The sequence below is a fragment of the Neisseria weixii genome (assembly GCF_002327085.1).
GTDB lineage: Bacteria > Pseudomonadota > Gammaproteobacteria > Burkholderiales > Neisseriaceae > Neisseria > Neisseria weixii.
The window spans coordinates 1502154-1518926 of the sequence record NZ_CP023429.1; the positions used below are offsets into that span (position 1 = coordinate 1502154).

A 16773-nucleotide genomic window follows, 5' to 3' on the forward strand; every position below is an offset into this window, starting at 1 on the left:
TTCCCACAGATACTAACATTCAGATTTGCATACCTTTGCTCAAAAGCTTATTCCCTAAAATCAACCTTTTTGAGACAATCAATACCGTCAGATCTGCGCCACCTCGGGCAGCATAAAAACAAACCACACACCAACATAAAGGAATCCATCCGGTGAAACGCATTTTCTTGTTTCTTGCTACCAACATTGCCGTCCTGATCGTTATCCGCATCGTCTTGGCTATTTTAGGCATCAACAGCTCCGATGAAGTCGGCAGCCTGTTGGTTTATTCTGCCGTTGTCGGCTTCAGCGGTTCGATTATTTCCCTGCTGCTTTCCAAAACCATGGCCAAACGCTCGGTTAGTGCGGAGGTGATTACCCAGCCGCGCAGCGAAGAAGAAGCTTGGTTATTGTCCACCGTTGAAGCCCAAGCGCGCCAATGGAATTTAAAAACACCGGAAGTAGCCATTTACCATTCACCGGAACCAAACGCATTCGCCACCGGCGCCAGCAAAAACAACTCATTGGTTGCCGTATCCACCGGCCTGCTCGACCATATGACTCGCGACGAAGTAGAAGCTGTTTTGGCGCACGAAATGGCACACGTCGGCAATGGCGACATGGTAACGCTGACCTTGATTCAAGGCGTAGTCAATACTTTTGTCGTGTTCTTCGCCCGCATCGTTTCCGGCATAGTTGCCCGCAATGAGGACGGCAGCACATCCAACGGTATGTATTTCATGGTCAGCATGGTGTTGCAAATCGTCTTCGGCTTCTTGGCCAGCCTTATCGTGATGTGGTTCAGCCGCCAACGGGAATACCGCGCTGATGCAGGTGCTGCAAAATTGGTAGGCGCGCCCAAAATGATTGCCGCCTTGCAACGATTGAAAGGTGCCGCAAGCGATTTGCCGCAAGAGATGAACGCCATGGGTATTGCCAGTGAAAGCAAAGATTCGCTGTTGAGCACCCACCCATCCTTGGATAACCGCATTGCCCGCTTGAAAGCTCAATAAAAAATTACATTATCAAAGGCCGTCTGAAATATTTCAGACGGCCTTTTTGCATTTGCACATTGTTAACAAAATTGTTACGATGGTTGAACTTTTCTACCTACAATAATTCCTAAAAATCCAAAGGAAATATCATGAGCCATCTGCAAATACTGCAACAAAGAGAAGAAGAATTCACCCGTCTGCGCCGCCAAATCCACCAACACCCCGAGCTTGGCTTTGAAGAACAGCGCACCGGCGACATCATTGCCGATTTACTGCAAAAATGGGGCTATGAAGTGCATCGCGGCTTGGCCAAAACCGGCGTAGTCGGTACGTTAAAAAACGGCGGCGGTAAAAAAATCATCGGTCTGCGCGCAGATATGGATGCATTGCCCATTCATGAAGAAAATACCCACGGCTGGTGCAGTAAAATAGACGGCAAATTTCACGGTTGCGGCCACGATGGCCACACCACCATTTTATTGGCGACGGCCCAACGTTTGGCGGAAACCCGCAATTTTAATGGCACCTTACGCGTTATCTTCCAGCCTGCGGAAGAATTGCTTTACGGTGGCCGGGTGATGCTGGATGACGGTTTGTTTGATTTGTTTCCTTGCGACATGATTTTCGGTTTGCACAATATGCCGAAAATGAAGACCGGCGAATTTTACTTCCGCGAAGGCTCGACCATGGCTTCGTCGGATACAATTCATATTCACATTCAAGGTGTCGGCGGCCACGGCGCCATGCCCGAGTCAGGCATTGATGCGACCTTGGTTGCCTGCCACATCACCATCGCTCTGCAAAGCATCGTTTCGCGCAATGTCAGCCCGCTCGATCAGGCCGTGGTAACCGTGGGCTGTATTCAATCAGGTAATGCGCCTAATGTGGTCAACGGCAAAGCCTTGATGAAACTGACTGTGCGCACCTTGAAGCCGGAAGTGCGCGAATTGGTGTGCCGCCGCATCAGCGAAATGGCCCAAGCACAGGCCAACAGTTTCGGCGCTACTGCCACCATAGAACACATCAACGGCTGCCCGCCTTTAATCAACGGCCGTGAAGCCACGCGTTTTGCCCGAGAAGTGGCAACCGAATTATTCGGTGAAGAAAAAGTGCATACCGCTCCGCCATTGATGGGCAGCGAAGATTTTGCCTTTATGCTGGAAGCTAATCCTAACGGAAATTACTGTTTCGTCGGCAACGGTGACGAACCGGGCGCGTGTATGGTGCATAATCCGCTTTATGATTTCAATGATGAGATTATTGTGCCGGCAGCGGCCTATTGGTGTGCATTGACTGAAAAATATTTACGTTAATCTTTCAGACGGCCTATCTGCGTCTTCAGGCCGTCTGAATATATTTTAGGATGTATCACTATGCAAAACCATTCTCAACCATTTGAAGGCAACGACCGGCTGCTTTTCGGCATGGTATTGGGGTGCTGACGTTTTGGCTGTTTTATCAGGCCGTATTTAACGTCGCCCCCGACATTCAGCGCAGCCTTGCCATGCCCGATACGTCGCTCAATGCGGTGATTAGTTTAGGCTCGCTGTTTTCCGGTTGCTTTATCGTATTGATGGGCGGGCTGGCGGATAAATTCGGCCGCGTGCGCCTGACTTATATCGGCTTTCTGCTCAACATCATTGCCTGCTTATTTTTGTATTTCGCCCAAGGTCCTGTCAGCTTCGGGCTCGGACGTGTGTTTCAGGGCTTGGCTTCGGCCTGCATCATGCCGGCCACGCTTTCCGTCATTAAAAACTATTACCACGGCGCGGCGCGGCAGCGGGCGTTTAGCTTTTGGGCAATCGGTTCGTTCGGCGGCTCGGGTTTGTCTTCTTTTGTCGGCGGCACCATCGCCACTTATCTAGGCTGGCAGAGTATTTTCTTACTCTCGATTGCGATTTCCATCATCGGCATGCTGCTGATGCGCGGCACACCGGAAAGCAAATCGCCGCAAACCGCGATCCGCCGCTACGATTACACCGGCCTGTTTTCCTGCGTATTAGGCTTACTCGCACTCAATTTATTGATTACCAAAGGTTTCCGCTTAGGCTTTAGTCATCCGTTCAGCTTAGCCATGCTGGCCAGCTTTATCGTGATGGCCATTGTGTTTTTCCTCACTGAAATCCGCTTAAAATCGGCGGCTTTTTTGGATTTTTCACTGTTTCAAAACCGTGGCTACAACGGTGCATGTTTATCCAATTTCCTGCTCAACTGCACCGCCGGCACCATTTTCATCATCAACACTTATCTGCAAAAGGTCACAGTTTAACGCCGTTTGAAGCCGGTCTGAAATCTCTGGCTATTTGACCATGGTATTAATCATGATTAGGGCCAGCGAGAAACTGTTGCAAAAATTCGGCTATAAAAAACCTATGTTTATTGGCGTGTTGATTACCGCCACAGGCATTTTGGGCTTATCCATGACCAATGTCAGCCACGAAACCTACATGGTTCAAGTGGTGATTTCGTTTGCGCTGTTCGGTTTCGGCTTGGGCTGCTATGCCACACCATCAGCCGATTGCGCGATGGTGAATGCGCCGTTTGAGAAAGCCGGTGTCGCGGCCGGGGTATATAAAATGGCGAGTGCACTCGGTGCATCTTTCGGCATTGCCAGCGGCGCCACGGTGTTCAGCGCCTTGCAAGCATCAGGCGTACACCAAGCTGCACAAGCTGCTTTATGGTTGATGTTGGTACTCGCTTTGCTTTCCTGCTTATCTATTGCGCTACTGATTCCTCGAGATGGTGGCAAATCTAATCAGGCCGTCTGAAAGCTATCGGAGAATGTGGAACAATGCCGTCTGAAACTCTGTTCAGACGGCATTGTTATCAGCCGATTATGGCCGCGGTGTCATCATCAAAACTTTCTCATTTTCCGCCGACCACATCCATTTCGCCGTTTCGCGCAACCGGTTACGGCTGAAAGTTGCCGGAATATTGGGAACCTCGGTCAAATAACGCGCATCGCCGTAGTTTTGATGGCTGGTCACCAAACGTTCCAACCACAATTCGGGCTTAAGGCGGCGGGCATTTTCCTGTTCGACAAAGAGCTTGCGCAAATTGCGCGCTTCGCTAAAGCCGATATTGTCAGGCAAGCCGTTCAACACCTTTTGCGCTGCCTGCCAAGCGGCTTGAGCCTGTTCGCTTGACGCATTAAACGACAGGTGGCTTTGCATGCGGTTTTGCCCGATATTCGGCTCAGCCTGAAATTTCACACCGTAAACACTTTGCTGTTTGCTGCGTAATTCATTTTTCAAACGTGCATTGGCGATATTGTTCAACAGCTTGATTTGCTCATATTGCGCCGGTGAAAGTTTCGGCAGGGTTTGCCACGACAAGGCTTGCACATCCGTGCCTTGCGTATCGTTAACGGCAATTTGCTGCATTTGACGACCGCTTTGCCAAGGATATTTAGTCGGCTGCACGGCTTGGCGCGGAATATCGGCTAAATATTGCGCTACCCAAGGCTTCACGTTTTCAATCGGCAGATTGCTGACGATGTAGTAAGTAGTCGGCGCAATAGCCAGCGTTTGCCATTGTTGTCGGAAAGCGGCTTCATTCAATTCATTATAAGCGCGGCTTTCAGACGGCATCAGCGCATTGCGGCCATATTGCAGCGTGTTAAAGGCATCGCGTTGCCGACTTGATTTGGCATATTGCGCCACCTTAAAGCGCGACTCTTCCCGCTTCACAGCCTGTTGCCAGCCGCTCAAATCAGGTGCAGTCTGCTGTTGCCGGTAAAGCTGCAACACCGGTTGCAACGCGCTTTTGGCTGCTTGCGCATCGGTGGTTTGGTGATAACCATCCAAACGGAAACGGTATTGTTTTATGCCCTGCTTTTGCTGCCATTGTTTGAAATTGGCCGCCCCCATCCCCTGCGGTGTTGAACGTGCCAACACATCGGCCAAAATCTCTGCCTGCCAGACCCGTTGCGGCTGATTCCAATAGCCGACATTGGATAAGGCTTTGAAATACAGGTTGTTTCCTGCCATCGGCAATTTCATCACCACTGCCGTATCACCGTTGCTTAAAGTCAGGTAATGCAGGTTTAATTTGGCATCATGGCGTTCGGCCACAATTCTGCCGCCTTGGTTTTCAGCAAAACGCGGTTCGCTTAGGCCGTCTGAACTGCTTTCAGACGGCCTGATCACATGATTCAATTTCGATACTTCAGGTAATTTTACTTTCTCATCTGCCTGCGCTTGCACCTGAATCATTTTATCGGGCGCGTTCAACCAACCGGCAATGCGCTCATTCACCACTTTGGCGTTAATACGGTAAAGCTGGCTGCGGTCTATGGTTTGGATTTCGGCATCAGGCAGGGGGAAACCACGCAATACGGTTTCATCGCTCATCGCTGCAACTTTACCTAAGTCATTGGGAATACCGGCCTTTTGAGGCGACAAATTACTGTGCAGCGCTTTGCGGTATTCCGCCAATTCCTCGTTGGTGGCCGGTGTATTTAAAATATCTTGGCGCAAATGACGCAATACGTCCAACATTTCACTATGCTGAGTCGGCGCAGTTTCAGATTGCAACACCAAAGCGCCGGTATTGCGTCCCAACGTATCCATTTTCAATACCACATCTTCGCCCGATTGTTGGATGCGGCGGTTGACGATAAACGCGGCGAAATTATCCAGCAAACGCTGATAAGCATGCTCTTCGTAAGCTGAGGCCGGCTGTTTTTTGAAGCGGAATACCAGCGATAATTTGTTTTCGACGTTATCGCGGTCGGCTACTTGCGCAATGTGCCAACCGTTTTGCAAAGTCGGCTCATATTCTTCGTGACGGCGCTCACTCAAGGTAATCGGCTGCAAACTGCCGAATGCTTTTTGAATCAGGGCGGAAGTTTCGTCAATACTTATATCACCCATCACCACCAACACGGCATTGTTGACACCATACCAACGGTTGTGAAAATCGCTGGCGGTTTTCATGTCGGCTTTCTTGATGGCTTCCAAACGCCCAATCGGTGCATACCGCCCTTGGCGCGCACCTTTATACATCAATTCATGCTGCTGACGGCCTAGGCGGTGTTGCAGGCTTTGCTGTTGGCGCCACTCGCTCAAAATCACTTGCCGCTCTTTTTCCCAATCGGCAGCGGAAAATTGCTTAGGCTGCAAAATTTGACGGTAAATCAATAAGGTTTCATCAAGCTGTTTGATCCCGCGTGGTGGCGTCAGCATATAGCGGTATAGTCGTAAGTGGTTTGCGCATTGAAATGCCGCCCCATCTGCCAGCCGTCTTTCATCAGGCAGCCGGACAAGCCTTGCGGGTTTTGCGGCGAAGATTGAAACACCATATGCTCGGTGATGTGGGCAATGCCCTCTTCTCCGTCATTTTCATCGGCTGCGCCCACGCCGACATTCATGCGTGTCATCAGCCGCTTACCGGCCGACGGAATTTTGAAAATATGATAAGTCAAGCCATTCTCAAGCTTACCGGTGGCATACAGCGATTGATTGGCATAAGCAGGCAACGTCGTGCCGATAACTGCCGACACGACAAAATAAGTGAGCTTCATGAAGAGTTTCCGTTTAATGAGGCCGTCTGAAGCGGCTTTATAATGAAGCATTATAGCCTCAATTTATTTAAAATGAATACATTGAATTGCTTATATTCCTACTTTTTCAGACGGCCTCATCTTTACACCACATCATATCGATGTGCGGAATACCGTCTTCCCAATATTCATCCGAGATTTTGTGGAAACCCAAAGATTCATAAAACCGCTGCAGATAAAGCTGCGCTTCAATATAGATTTCCTGTCGGGGAAAACGCTGTTGCACCACCTGCAAGGCTTGCTGCATCAACACCCTGCCCAAACCCATCTGCCGAAATGACGATACCACCAACACACGCCCGATTTTAATCAGCGTATCTTCTGAGATAATACGGCAGTAAGCGGCTAATTGACCGTCTTTTTCGGCGAATACATGCAGCGCAGCTAAATCTTTATCGTCTACTTCCGGATAAGGGCAATTTTGTTCCACCACGAAAACATCGACGCGGCTTTGATAAATCTGCCACAACTCGAGATGGCTCAATTCGGCAAATGCTTTAATATACCAATTCATGCTGCCTTTCTAATCAATAGGCCGTCTGAAATTCAGACGGCCTTCGGCCTTTGCACATTCCCCATCTTTAGCCCATTTCTTCGTTATGCTTATGCATTGCTCGAAAGCCTGCCTATCCATGATATGTCTGCGCTTTCAGTGCTGCTCCGACTTCGAACTGCGTTCAAATCCGGGGTTTTGCCAAGGTATCGACCTATTCATATAAAATGACTTAAGCCAAGGTATCCAAAATACGGCGCAAATCATTTGCACCAATCTGCCCCGGCGCCGACGCTTTGGCTGCGGCACCGAAGGTCATGGCCGAGCCGAAGGTTTGCCCGCCCAAACGGCTGATTACACCGAGCTTGCCCATCGACATGGTGACAATCGGTTGCTTGGCGGTTTGATACACTTCTTGCGTGGCGTCCAACAAGGTCAACACATCGGCAGCGCTTTGCGGCATCACCGCGATTTTGCAGATGTCCGCACCCAAGCTTTCCATTTTTTTCAGACGGCCTGTAATCTCTTCTTTTTCCGGTGTTTTGTCAAAATCATGATTGCACAACAGCGCTGCCACACCTTTAGCCTTCGCAGCCTGCACCGCTGCTTGCACTTTTTCATCACCGGCAAACAGTTCAATATCAATAATATCCACCAAACCCGATTCAATCGCGAGGTGAACCAAGTCAAAATAATAATTGTCGTCGCAAGGGCATTCGCCGCCTTCTACTGCACGGCGGAAGGTAAACAGCAGCGGCGTATCCGGCAAAGCTTGGCGCACCATTTCCGTTTGCGCCAACACGGCATCGGCGGCAATGTCTAAAAAATCGACACGAAATTCCACAATGTCGAAACTCAATCCGGCCAAGCCAGCAATCGCTTGCTGCAGACCTTCCGAATTTTTGGCCACCAGCGGCACGGCAATTTTCGGGCTGCCTGCACCCAGCGTCACGTTTTTGATTTGAACGGTATTCATTTTTTCTCCTTTATTTTAGAATGAAAGGCCGTCTGAAAGCATAATATGTTCAGACGGCCTTATGAAGGCTAAACGCGGTCAGCGATTATTGATCCACAAACGCGCGTTCAATCAAGTAATCACCACGTTGGCCTACTTTTGGCGACGCGGTCAGGCCGAAACTGTTGAGAATGGCGGCGGTATCTTTGTTCATCGCGGTGCTGCCGCACAACATTGCGCGGTCGTCTTGCGGATTCATCGGCGGCAACCCGATGTCTTCAAACAATTTACCGCTCTTCATCAAATCGGTCAGGCGGCCGTGATGTTCAAATTCTTCGCGCGATACCACCGGATAGTAGATTAATTTTTCTTTCACCATTCCGCCCAAATATTCATGCTCCGGCAACTCTTTGGTGAAATGGCCGTAATAAGCCAAATCCTGCTTGTAACGTACGCCGTGCACCAAAATCACTTTTTCAAACTGCTCGTAAATTTCAGGGTCTTTGGTCACGCTCAAGAATGGGGCAAGGCCGGTGCCGGTGCTCAGCAGGTACAAATGTTTGCCCGGATTTAAGTCGCCTGCCACCAAAGTGCCGGTCGGTTTTTTACTGATCAACACTTCATCGCCTACTTGCAAATGCTGCAAACGGCTGGTCAACGGACCATCTTGCACTTTAATACTGAAAAATTCCAAATGCTCTTCCCAGTTGGCCGATGCCACGCTGTAGGCGCGCATTAATGGTTTGCCGTCTACCATCAAGCCAATCATTACAAATTGGCCGTTTTCAAAGCGCAATGATTCATCGCGGGTGCAGGTGAAAGAGAAATAAGCATCTGTCCAGTGATGCACTGACAACACCTTTTCAGTATAAAATTTTGATGACATGAATCTTTTCCTATGAACAAAAGCCGTTGCCGGCACTTTTTCTAACTGTTTTGAAATATAACCGTTTTCAATCAGGGTACCGGGCTGTTTATGAGGCCAAGCGCCCATATTTCATGGTTCAGGCCGTCTGAATCAATCAGGTTCAGACGGCCTTATGAGTGATTAATCCAATGCTTTGCGGATGATGTCTTTCACCAGCTCAGCATCGTTTTTCACCACTTCGACGCGTTGCGGCAGATCTTCCAAGCCTGCCAGACCGTCCGGACGAGGAATGGTCACGTTACCCACCGCTTCATAAATGGTTTGGTCAAATTTGGCCGCCAACGCAGTTTCCAAGCAAACGATGGTTTCGCCCGCTTCGCGCACGTCACGCGCCACTTTCACGCCGTCGGCGGTGTGTGGGTCAATCAATTCGCCGTCTTGCTCGTACACTTGACGAATGGTCGCCAAGCGGTCGGCGTGGGTCGATTTACCCGATACAAAACCGTATTTTTCGTGGATTTCTTCTAAATGGCCTTTCAAATCAAAGCCTTTACCTGATGCCACTTCAGCCCACAGGTTTTGGATTGTATCGGCATCGCGATCCATCAAATCAAACACAAAACGCTCGAAGTTCGACGCTTTGGAAATGTCCATCGACGGGCTTGAGGTAACGTGAGTGTTTTCGGTGGTGCGGGGTTGGTAACGGCCGGTTTTGAAAAACTCGTCCAACACATCGTTTTCATTGGTTGCCACGATTAAGCGATGCACCGGCAAACCCATTTGGCGCGCAATATGGCCGGCGCACACGTTACCAAAATTGCCGCTTGGTACGCAGAAGCTCACTTTTTGCTCATTGCTGGTGGTGGCATTGAAATAACCGGCGAAATAGTACACCACTTGCGCCACAATACGGCCCAATTAATCGAGTTAACCGTGCCGACATGATATTTGGCTTTGAATTCGGCATCGTTTTGCACGGCTTTAACGATGTCTTGGCAATCATCAAACATGCCTTCTACGGCAATGTTGTGAATATTTTCGTCTTGCAGGCTGAACATTTGCGCGCGTTGGAACGCACTCATTTTGCCTTCCGGCGAGAGCATAAATACATTCACACCTTTTTTGCCGCGCAAAGCATATTCCGCCGCCGAACCGGTATCGCCGCTGGTCGCACCTAAAATGTTGACTTGCTTGCCTTCTTTGTTCAACACATATTCAAACGCGTTACCCAAAAACTGCATCGCCATGTCTTTAAAGGCCAAGGTCGGCCATTAGACAAAGCTTCAATTTTGATGCCGTCTGAAAGGCTGCGCACAGGCGTAATTTCTTTGGTGCCGAACGTAGCTTCGGTATAGGTGCTGTTGACAATATCGCGCAAATCATCGCTTGGAATATCGGTAGCAAACAGGCTGATGATTTTAAACGCCAGCTCAGGGTAGCTCAGCGTGCGCCATTCTTGCAGGGTCACCTCGCCCACTTGCGGATAATGCTCGGGCAGCATCAAGCCGCCGTCGGGTGCCAAGCCCATCAATAATACTTCGCTAAACGATTTCGGCGCAGTGGCACCGCGCGTGCTGATGTATTTCATGTTTTCTACTCTGTATCTGTTTAATCATTAAAGATTTCAGACGGCCTGAAGTATTTTCGGGCCGTCTGAACAATATAATTAGCGGTAAATGCGTTTTACGCAAGCAGTCACGGTTTTAGCGGTCACAGTCGCCAAAGCTTGTGTACGGGTGCTTGGATTCAAAACCTGCATCATTTCATTGGCAGTCAGTTGGTTAGGAGCTTCTTCGCTGGCACAGCCGCAAATTTTGCTTTCCCATTCTTCTTGTTTTTCGGCCGACATGGCCAAAGCCACCATGCGCCATTCGTTGCGCTTGTTCAATTCGGTGCGGCATTGGTTTTCCACCGCCATTTTCACCACGCTGCTGCCGATGCCGGTACCGCTGCCCAAGCCGTTGATGGACGTACCTGTACCACTCGCACATGCGCCCAACAATAAAGCCGACACAGCGGCTGCCAAGATTTTTTTCATTCTGTAACCTTCCAAACGGAACATTCAAATCAATATGATAACGGGCATGGCTACCTCGCCCGAATCGCCTGTTTTTAACGTATGCCGCCTAATCGGCGCCACGGTTTAAATTTCCGGCATATTATACAGCAAGGCTCTGAATCATGCGAACGCTTGCGCTATAATATCCGGCAAGAAAACCACAATGCCGTCTGAAACGGAATCTGTCATGAACGATTTATTTACCCGTCAACCCGACGCCCCGCTCGCCGAACGCCTGCGGCCGCATTCTTTAGACGAAGTCATCGGCCAGCAGCACTTAATCGGCGAAGGCAAACCGTTGCGCGTGGCGGTAGAAGGCGGCAAACCGCATTCCATGCTGCTGTGGGGGCCGCCCGGTGTCGGCAAAACCACATTGGCACGCATTCTCGCGCAAAGTTTCCATGCGCAGTTTCTGCCTGTATCGGCTGTATTTTCGGGCGTAAAAGACATCCGCGAGGCCATCCTGAAAGCCGAAACCGCCCTGCAACAGGGGCGCGCGACGATTTTGTTTGTCGATGAAGTACACCGTTTCAACAAAGCGCAGCAGGATGCTTTTCTGCCGCATGTGGAAAGCGGCTTGCTGACCTTTATCGGCGCGACCACGGAAAACCCATCGTTTGAAGTCAATCCGGCCTTGCTCAGCCGTGCGCAAGTGTATGTGTTGCAATCCTTATCTGCACAAGATTTGCAGCAATTAATTGAAAAAGTGCTGGCCTTGCCCGAATATCAAGATTTTGAAATTGATGCTGAAGCACGCGAATTATTGGTGAACACGGCCGACGGCGATGCACGGCGCATGCTGAATTTATTGGAACAACTGCTCCGCGCTGCCGATACGCGCCGTCTGAAAACCTTAGATGCCGCTTTTCTCGCAGAAAGCTTGGGGCGCAAATCCGCCGTTTCGATAAAGGCGGAGAGAGCTTCTACAACCAGATCTCCGCCCTGCACAAATCCGTGCGTGGCTCCCACCCAATGCCGCACTGTATTGGTTCTGCCGCATGATCGACGGCGGCGCCGACCCGCGCTATCTGGCACGACGCATTGTGCGCATGGCTTGGGAAGACATCGGCCTAGCCGACCCGCGCGCCTTTCAGATTGCCAACGATGCCGCCACCACTTTCGAACGCTTGGGCAGCCCCGAAGGCGAACTGGCTTTGGCACAAGCCGTGTTGTATTTGGCTTCGGCGGCAAAATCAAATGCGGGTTACAATGCCTACAACCAAATGCGCGCATTTGTGCGGGAAAATGCCAGCGATGAAGTGCCGGTGCATTTGCGCAATGCGCCGACCAAGCTGATGAAAGAATTAGGCTATGGTCGCGGATACCGCTATGCCCACGATGAACCGCATGCTTATGCCGCCGGAGAAACCTATATGCCCGACGGCTTGGACGAGCCTGAATTTTACCAACCCGTGCCACGCGGCTTGGAAATCAAAATCGGCGAAAAACTGGCTTGGCTGAAATCGCTGGATGATGAAGCCTTAAAATAAAATGATTGGCTGGTTTTGAATGATTTATCATCAAAAGGCCGTCTGAAACCCAATATTTCAGACGGCCTTTTCAATGATTTTTTATTCTTTGTCAAACAAATCCACATCAAACAAATCTGGCTCGTGAATTTTAGTACGGCAATCAAGCGTGATGTCTTCCGTGACCCGACAGCAACAAGGCAGGATTTCGCCGGGTGTGATAAAGGCCAACGGAAAATCATCATAGCCGACCTTGCCGCTGATGATTTTCAGACGGCATGAACCGCAATAGCCGCTGCGGCATTGGTACTCAACCTCGTGGCCGGTACGTTCCAGCCCTTCCAGCAGGGTTTCGCCGTCTTGCAGCTCAAAAATTTTGTCATGTGTGCTAATAATGGCCATAGTTTGATAAAAGGCCGTCTGAAAGAAATGCTCAATCCGACGGCCTTTTGTAAGTGAAGTGTTACAGCTCGAAATCGCCCAAATCGTCGGCGTTGACTTCCGCATCGATTTGCCCGATCAGGTAAGAAGAAATTTCCACTTCCTGCGGCGCGACCTGTACATTGTCGGACGACAGCCACGCGTTAATCCACGGAATCGGGTTTTGGCTCGCGCCTTCAAATGCCGGTTTCAAACCCACCGCCTGCATACGCAGATTGGTGATGTATTCGACGTATTGACCCAAAATTTCTTTGTTCAAGCCAATCATCGAGCCGTCTTTAAACAAATAAGCCGCCCATTCTTTTTCCTGCTCGGCCGCTTTTTTGAACAATTCAAAGCAATCGTTTTCCAGCTCCGCTGCAATTTGCGCCATTTCCGGATCATCGACACCGGCGCGCATTAAGTTCAGCATGTGCTGCGTGCTGGTTAAGTGCAAGGCTTCATCACGCGCAATCAGCTTGATGATTTTGGCGTTGCCTTCCATCAATTCGCGCTCGGCAAAGGCAAACGAGCAGGCGAACGACACGTAGAAACGAATCGCTTCAAGCACATTCACACACATCAAACACAAATACAGCTTTTTCTTCAACTCGCGCAACGAAACTTCAACCGTTTTGCCTTTGACATTGTGCTTGCCCTCGCCGAACAGATTGTAATACTGCGTATATTCAATTAATTCATCGTAATAACAGGCAATGTCTTCCGCACGCGCGATGATGTATTCATTTTGCACAATATCATCAAACACAACCGACGGATCGTTGACGATGTTGCGGATGATGTGGGTGTAGCTGCGCGAGTGGATGGTTTCGGAAAACGACCATGTTTCAATCCACGTTTCCAACTCCGGAATCGACACCAACGGCAGCAGCGCTACATTTGGGCTGCGGCCTTGAATCGAATCCAGCAGCGTTTGGTATTTCAAATTGCTGATGAAAATGTGTTTTTCGTGTTCCGGCAAATTGGAATAGTCGATGCGGTCGCGCGACACATCGATTTCTTCCGGACGCCAAAAGAAAGACAATTGTTTTTCAATCAGTTTTTCAAAAATTTCGTATTTTTGCTGGTCATAACGCGCTACGTTCACCGACTGGCCGAAAAACATTGGTTCTTTTAATGCATCGTTCGGTGTTTTGGTGAATGTGCTGTATGACATGGTTAAATGGTCGCAAGACATTGTATTCTCTCTTGTCTATCGTACAAAAGCCGTCTGAAAATGCTCATACGGGCATACTTAAATCGTGTTACTGCTTCGTATATTTGATTAAAACCTCATCGCCCTTTTTCTTAAATTCAAGACTTCCAATATTAGAAATACTTGAGCTCATGAAATAGAGAACAAAAACCAGTTTGAGACAAATAGCCAAACAAACTATGCCTAAGTTTACTGGGTTTGAAGTGATGTTTTTAATAAAGCTTTTTTTCATAATACCTATGAATATGGTAATAATTTATGTAAATAAAGCTTTATTTCAAAGAACCAGAGCTTATTGCTTCAAGCAAAGGCCTTCGAAAGAAAGCCTTAATATACATAAGCAATTTAAAACTCTAACTTCATCAAATCTTACAAGCCCCGCCCGCGCAGCCGTCATCCTGCAAATCAGCCTGCGTATCGTCCGCACCGTCGCGCGTGTTGTGGTAATACAGGGTTTTCACGCCGTATTTGTAGGCGGTGAGCAGGTCTTTCAGCATTTGTTTCATGGAAACTTTGCCGCCTTCGAATTTGCCCGGGTCGTAGCTGGTGTTGGCTGAAATCGCTTGATCGACAAATTTCTGCATCACGCCCACCAATTTCAGATAGCCGTCGTTGCTCGGCATTTGCCACAGGGTTTCGTAGGCATTTTTCAGGTTTTCAAACTCCGGCACGACTTGTTTCAAGATACCGTCTTTCGATGCTTTCACCGTCACCAATCCACGCGGCGGCTCGATGCCGTTGGTGGCGTTGGCGATTTGCGAGCTGGTTTCAGACGGCATCAGGGCAGTCAGGGTTGAGTTGCGCAAGCCGTATTTAACGATGTCGGCGCGCAAGGCTTCCCAATCGTAATGCAGTGGCTCTTGGCAGATGGCGTCCAAATCTTTTTTGTAAGTGTCAATCGGCAGTTTGCCTTGCGAATAAACGGTTTCGTTAAACAACGGGCAAGCGCCGTATTCTTTGGCCAGATTGACCGATGCTTTCAGCAGATAATATTGCATCGCTTCAAAAGTGCGGTGGGTCAGGCCGATGGCGGAATCGTCGCTGTATTTCACGCCGTTTTTGGCCAAGTAATACGCGTAGTTAATCACGCCGATGCCCAAGGTGCGGCGGTTCATGGTCGCTTGATAAGCGGCTTTCACCGGATAATCTTGGTAATCCAGCAAGGCATCCAAGGCGCGCACGGTCAAATCAGCCATTTCTTCGAATTCGTCCAAGTCGTTCAATGTGCCTAAGTTGAAGGCAGACAAGGTACACAAGGCAATTTCGCCGTTTTCGTCGTGGATGTTGTCCAAAGGTTTGGTCGGCAAGGCGATTTCCAGACACAGGTTAGACTGGCGCACCGGTGCCACGCTCGGGTCAAACGGGCTGTGGGTGTTGCAGTGATCGACGTTTTGAATGTAGATGCGGCCTGTGCCTGCGCGCTCTTGCATTAGTGATGAAAACAAATCGGTGGCCGGTACGCTGCGTTTGCGGATGTTCGGGTCTTGCTCGTATTGGGTATACAAACGCTCGAATTCGTCTTGGTCGGCGAAAAATGCGTCATACAAACCCGGCACTTCGTTTGGTGAGAATAAGGTAATGTTGCCGCCTTTAATCAGGCGGGTGTACATCAATTTATTGATTTGCACGCCGTAATCCAAATGGCGCACGCGGTTTTCTTCTACGCCGCGGTTGTTTTTCAACACCAGCAGATTTTTGACTTCGATGTGCCACATCGGATAGAACAAAGTTGCCGCACCACCGCGCACACCGCCTTGCGAGCAGGATTTCACTGCCGCTTGGAACATTTTGAAAAACGGAATACAGCCGGTATGCTGCGCTTCACCGCCGCGGATTTCGCTGCCCAAACCGCGGATGCGGCCGGCATTGATGCCGATGCCCGCACGTTGTGATACATATTTCACAATCGCGCTGGTGGTGGCGTTGATGGAATCCAAGCTGTCGTCACACTCAATCAATACGCAGCTTGAGAATTGGCGGGTTGGCGTACGCACACCGCTCATAATCGGCGTAGGCAACGATACTTTAAAGGTAGAAACGGCATCGTAGAAGCGCTTCACATAATCCAAGCGTGTGGCCTTCGGGTATTTGCTGAACAGACACATTGCCACCAAAATATACAGAAACTGCGGCGTTTCGTAGATTTGGCGGGTCACTCGGTTTTGCACCAAATATTTGCCTTCCAACTGCTTCACCGCAGCGTATGAGAAGGTCATGTCGCGGCAATGATCGATGTAGGCATTCAGCTCATCAAATTCTTCACGCGTATAGTCTTCGAGAATATGGCGGTCGTATTTGCCGGCCTCGGTGAGCTTGCTCACATGGTCGAAAAGATGCGGCGGTTCGAATTCGCCGTAAGCGATTTTCCGCAGGTGGAAAATGGCCAAACGTGCGGCCAGATACTGATAATCGGGCGAATCTTGCGAAATCAGGTCGGCTGCCGCCTTGATGATGGTTTCGTGGATGTCGTCGGTGCGGATGCCGTTGTAAAACTGAATGTGGGATTTCAGCTCGACCTGCGACACCGATACATTATTCAAGCCTTCGGCCGCCCAAGTGACAACACGGTGGATTTTGTCTAAATCAATCGGCTCCAAGCGGCCATCGCGTTTGGTTACTTGCAAGTGAGTGGTTGCATTCATCATCAAAGTCCTAGCTGAAAACACAAGATACGGTATAAATTAATCTTACGGCACACAATATAATGTATTTCAATTTGAACATCTAGTCTTGACAAAGCATGTTTTTTTTGGATT

13 protein-coding genes and 2 pseudogenes are annotated in these 16773 nt (G+C 49.5%); 5 read left to right on the plus strand and 10 right to left on the minus strand.

What is annotated here, in order from left to right:
* Window positions 1-152 precede the first annotated feature (152 nt).
* The 4 genes from htpX to CGZ65_RS14655 all read left to right on the plus strand — a co-directional run bounded on the left by htpX (window position 153) and on the right by CGZ65_RS14655 (window position 3742).
* Complete coding sequence (gene htpX / locus CGZ65_RS07585) at window positions 153-992, plus strand: protease HtpX (RefSeq protein WP_096295407.1); 840 nt, start codon at window positions 153-155, stop codon at window positions 990-992.
* A gap of 131 nt (window positions 993-1123) precedes the next feature.
* On the plus strand, window positions 1124-2287 hold the full coding sequence (locus CGZ65_RS07590; protein ID WP_096295408.1) for a M20 aminoacylase family protein: 1164 nt from the start codon (window positions 1124-1126) through the stop codon (window positions 2285-2287).
* Between the two features lie 122 nt (window positions 2288-2409).
* On the plus strand, window positions 2410-3243 hold the full coding sequence (locus tag CGZ65_RS14650) for an MFS transporter (protein WP_157742742.1): 834 nt from the start codon (window positions 2410-2412) through the stop codon (window positions 3241-3243).
* A 52-nt stretch (window positions 3244-3295) separates the two neighbouring features.
* Window positions 3296-3742 (plus strand): MFS transporter, encoded by a 447-nt coding sequence (locus tag CGZ65_RS14655; protein ID WP_157742743.1) that lies wholly within the window; start codon window positions 3296-3298, stop codon window positions 3740-3742.
* 66 nt (window positions 3743-3808) lie between these two features.
* Here CGZ65_RS14655 and CGZ65_RS07605 read toward each other — a convergent pair whose 3' ends face one another.
* The 7 genes and pseudogenes from CGZ65_RS07605 to CGZ65_RS07635 form a co-directional block, all read right to left on the minus strand.
* Window positions 3809-6160, minus strand: a complete 2352-nt coding sequence (locus CGZ65_RS07605; RefSeq protein ID WP_096295411.1) for a M16 family metallopeptidase — start codon at window positions 6158-6160, stop codon at window positions 3809-3811.
* Window positions 6154-6498, minus strand: coding sequence for an insulinase family protein (locus CGZ65_RS07610; RefSeq protein WP_157742744.1), 345 nt, complete (start codon window positions 6496-6498; stop codon window positions 6154-6156). Before CGZ65_RS07610 ends, CGZ65_RS07605 begins: the two co-directional genes overlap by 7 nt.
* 106 nt (window positions 6499-6604) lie before the next feature.
* A complete protein-coding gene (locus CGZ65_RS07615; RefSeq protein WP_096295413.1) occupies window positions 6605-7051 on the minus strand; it encodes a GNAT family N-acetyltransferase in 447 nt (148 codons plus the stop codon).
* 211 nt (window positions 7052-7262) lie between these two features.
* On the minus strand, window positions 7263-8006 hold the full coding sequence (gene aroD, locus CGZ65_RS07620; protein ID WP_096295414.1) for a type I 3-dehydroquinate dehydratase: 744 nt from the start codon (window positions 8004-8006) through the stop codon (window positions 7263-7265).
* Between the two features lie 85 nt (window positions 8007-8091).
* On the minus strand, window positions 8092-8871 hold the full coding sequence (locus CGZ65_RS07625; protein WP_096296132.1) for a ferredoxin--NADP reductase: 780 nt from the start codon (window positions 8869-8871) through the stop codon (window positions 8092-8094).
* Window positions 8872-9033: 162 nt separating this feature from the next.
* Window positions 9034-10441: pseudogene (thrC, locus tag CGZ65_RS07630) on the minus strand (threonine synthase).
* A 78-nt stretch (window positions 10442-10519) separates the two neighbouring features.
* Entirely contained in the window at window positions 10520-10891 is a 372-nt protein-coding gene (locus CGZ65_RS07635; RefSeq protein ID WP_096296133.1) for a hypothetical protein, read from the minus strand.
* Between the two features lie 208 nt (window positions 10892-11099).
* On the opposite strand from CGZ65_RS07635, the pseudogene CGZ65_RS07640 reads away from it, so the two are divergent.
* Window positions 11100-12402, plus strand: a pseudogene (locus CGZ65_RS07640) (replication-associated recombination protein A).
* 81 nt (window positions 12403-12483) lie between these two features.
* Here the strand turns inward: CGZ65_RS07640 and yfaE are convergent.
* From yfaE to nrdA, 3 genes are all read right to left on the minus strand, one after another.
* Window positions 12484-12783: a class I ribonucleotide reductase maintenance protein YfaE gene (gene yfaE / locus CGZ65_RS07645; protein WP_096295415.1), complete on the minus strand. Its 300-nt coding sequence runs from the start codon at window positions 12781-12783 to the stop codon at window positions 12484-12486.
* A 61-nt stretch (window positions 12784-12844) separates the two neighbouring features.
* Window positions 12845-13978 carry a class Ia ribonucleoside-diphosphate reductase subunit beta gene (nrdB, locus tag CGZ65_RS07650; RefSeq protein WP_096296134.1) on the minus strand — a complete coding sequence of 378 codons (1134 nt, stop codon included), beginning with the start codon at window positions 13976-13978 and terminating at the stop codon, window positions 12845-12847.
* 401 nt (window positions 13979-14379) lie between these two features.
* Window positions 14380-16659 carry a class 1a ribonucleoside-diphosphate reductase subunit alpha gene (gene nrdA, locus CGZ65_RS07655; protein ID WP_096295416.1) on the minus strand — a complete coding sequence of 760 codons (2280 nt, stop codon included), beginning with the start codon at window positions 16657-16659 and terminating at the stop codon, window positions 14380-14382.
* Window positions 16660-16773 lie beyond the last annotated feature (114 nt).

Coding starts and splice junctions, on each gene's coding strand:
- CGZ65_RS07590 (WP_096295408.1), top strand. CDS start 1,124: ATGAGCCATCTGCAAATACTGCAACAAAGAGAAGAAGAATTCACCCGT.
- CGZ65_RS14655 (WP_157742743.1), top strand. CDS start 3,296: ATGATTAGGGCCAGCGAGAAACTGTTGCAAAAATTCGGCTATAAAAAA.
- CGZ65_RS07605 (WP_096295411.1), bottom strand. CDS start 6,160: ATGCTGACGCCACCACGCGGGATCAAACAGCTTGATGAAACCTTATTG.
- CGZ65_RS07610 (WP_157742744.1), bottom strand. CDS start 6,498: ATGAAGCTCACTTATTTTGTCGTGTCGGCAGTTATCGGCACGACGTTG.
- CGZ65_RS07615 (WP_096295413.1), bottom strand. CDS start 7,051: ATGAATTGGTATATTAAAGCATTTGCCGAATTGAGCCATCTCGAGTTG.
- aroD (WP_096295414.1), bottom strand. CDS start 8,006: ATGAATACCGTTCAAATCAAAAACGTGACGCTGGGTGCAGGCAGCCCG.
- CGZ65_RS07625 (WP_096296132.1), bottom strand. CDS start 8,871: ATGTCATCAAAATTTTATACTGAAAAGGTGTTGTCAGTGCATCACTGG.
- CGZ65_RS07635 (WP_096296133.1), bottom strand. CDS start 10,891: ATGAAAAAAATCTTGGCAGCCGCTGTGTCGGCTTTATTGTTGGGCGCA.
- yfaE (WP_096295415.1), bottom strand. CDS start 12,783: ATGGCCATTATTAGCACACATGACAAAATTTTTGAGCTGCAAGACGGC.
- nrdB (WP_096296134.1), bottom strand. CDS start 13,978: ATGTCATACAGCACATTCACCAAAACACCGAACGATGCATTAAAAGAA.
- nrdA (WP_096295416.1), bottom strand. CDS start 16,659: ATGAATGCAACCACTCACTTGCAAGTAACCAAACGCGATGGCCGCTTG.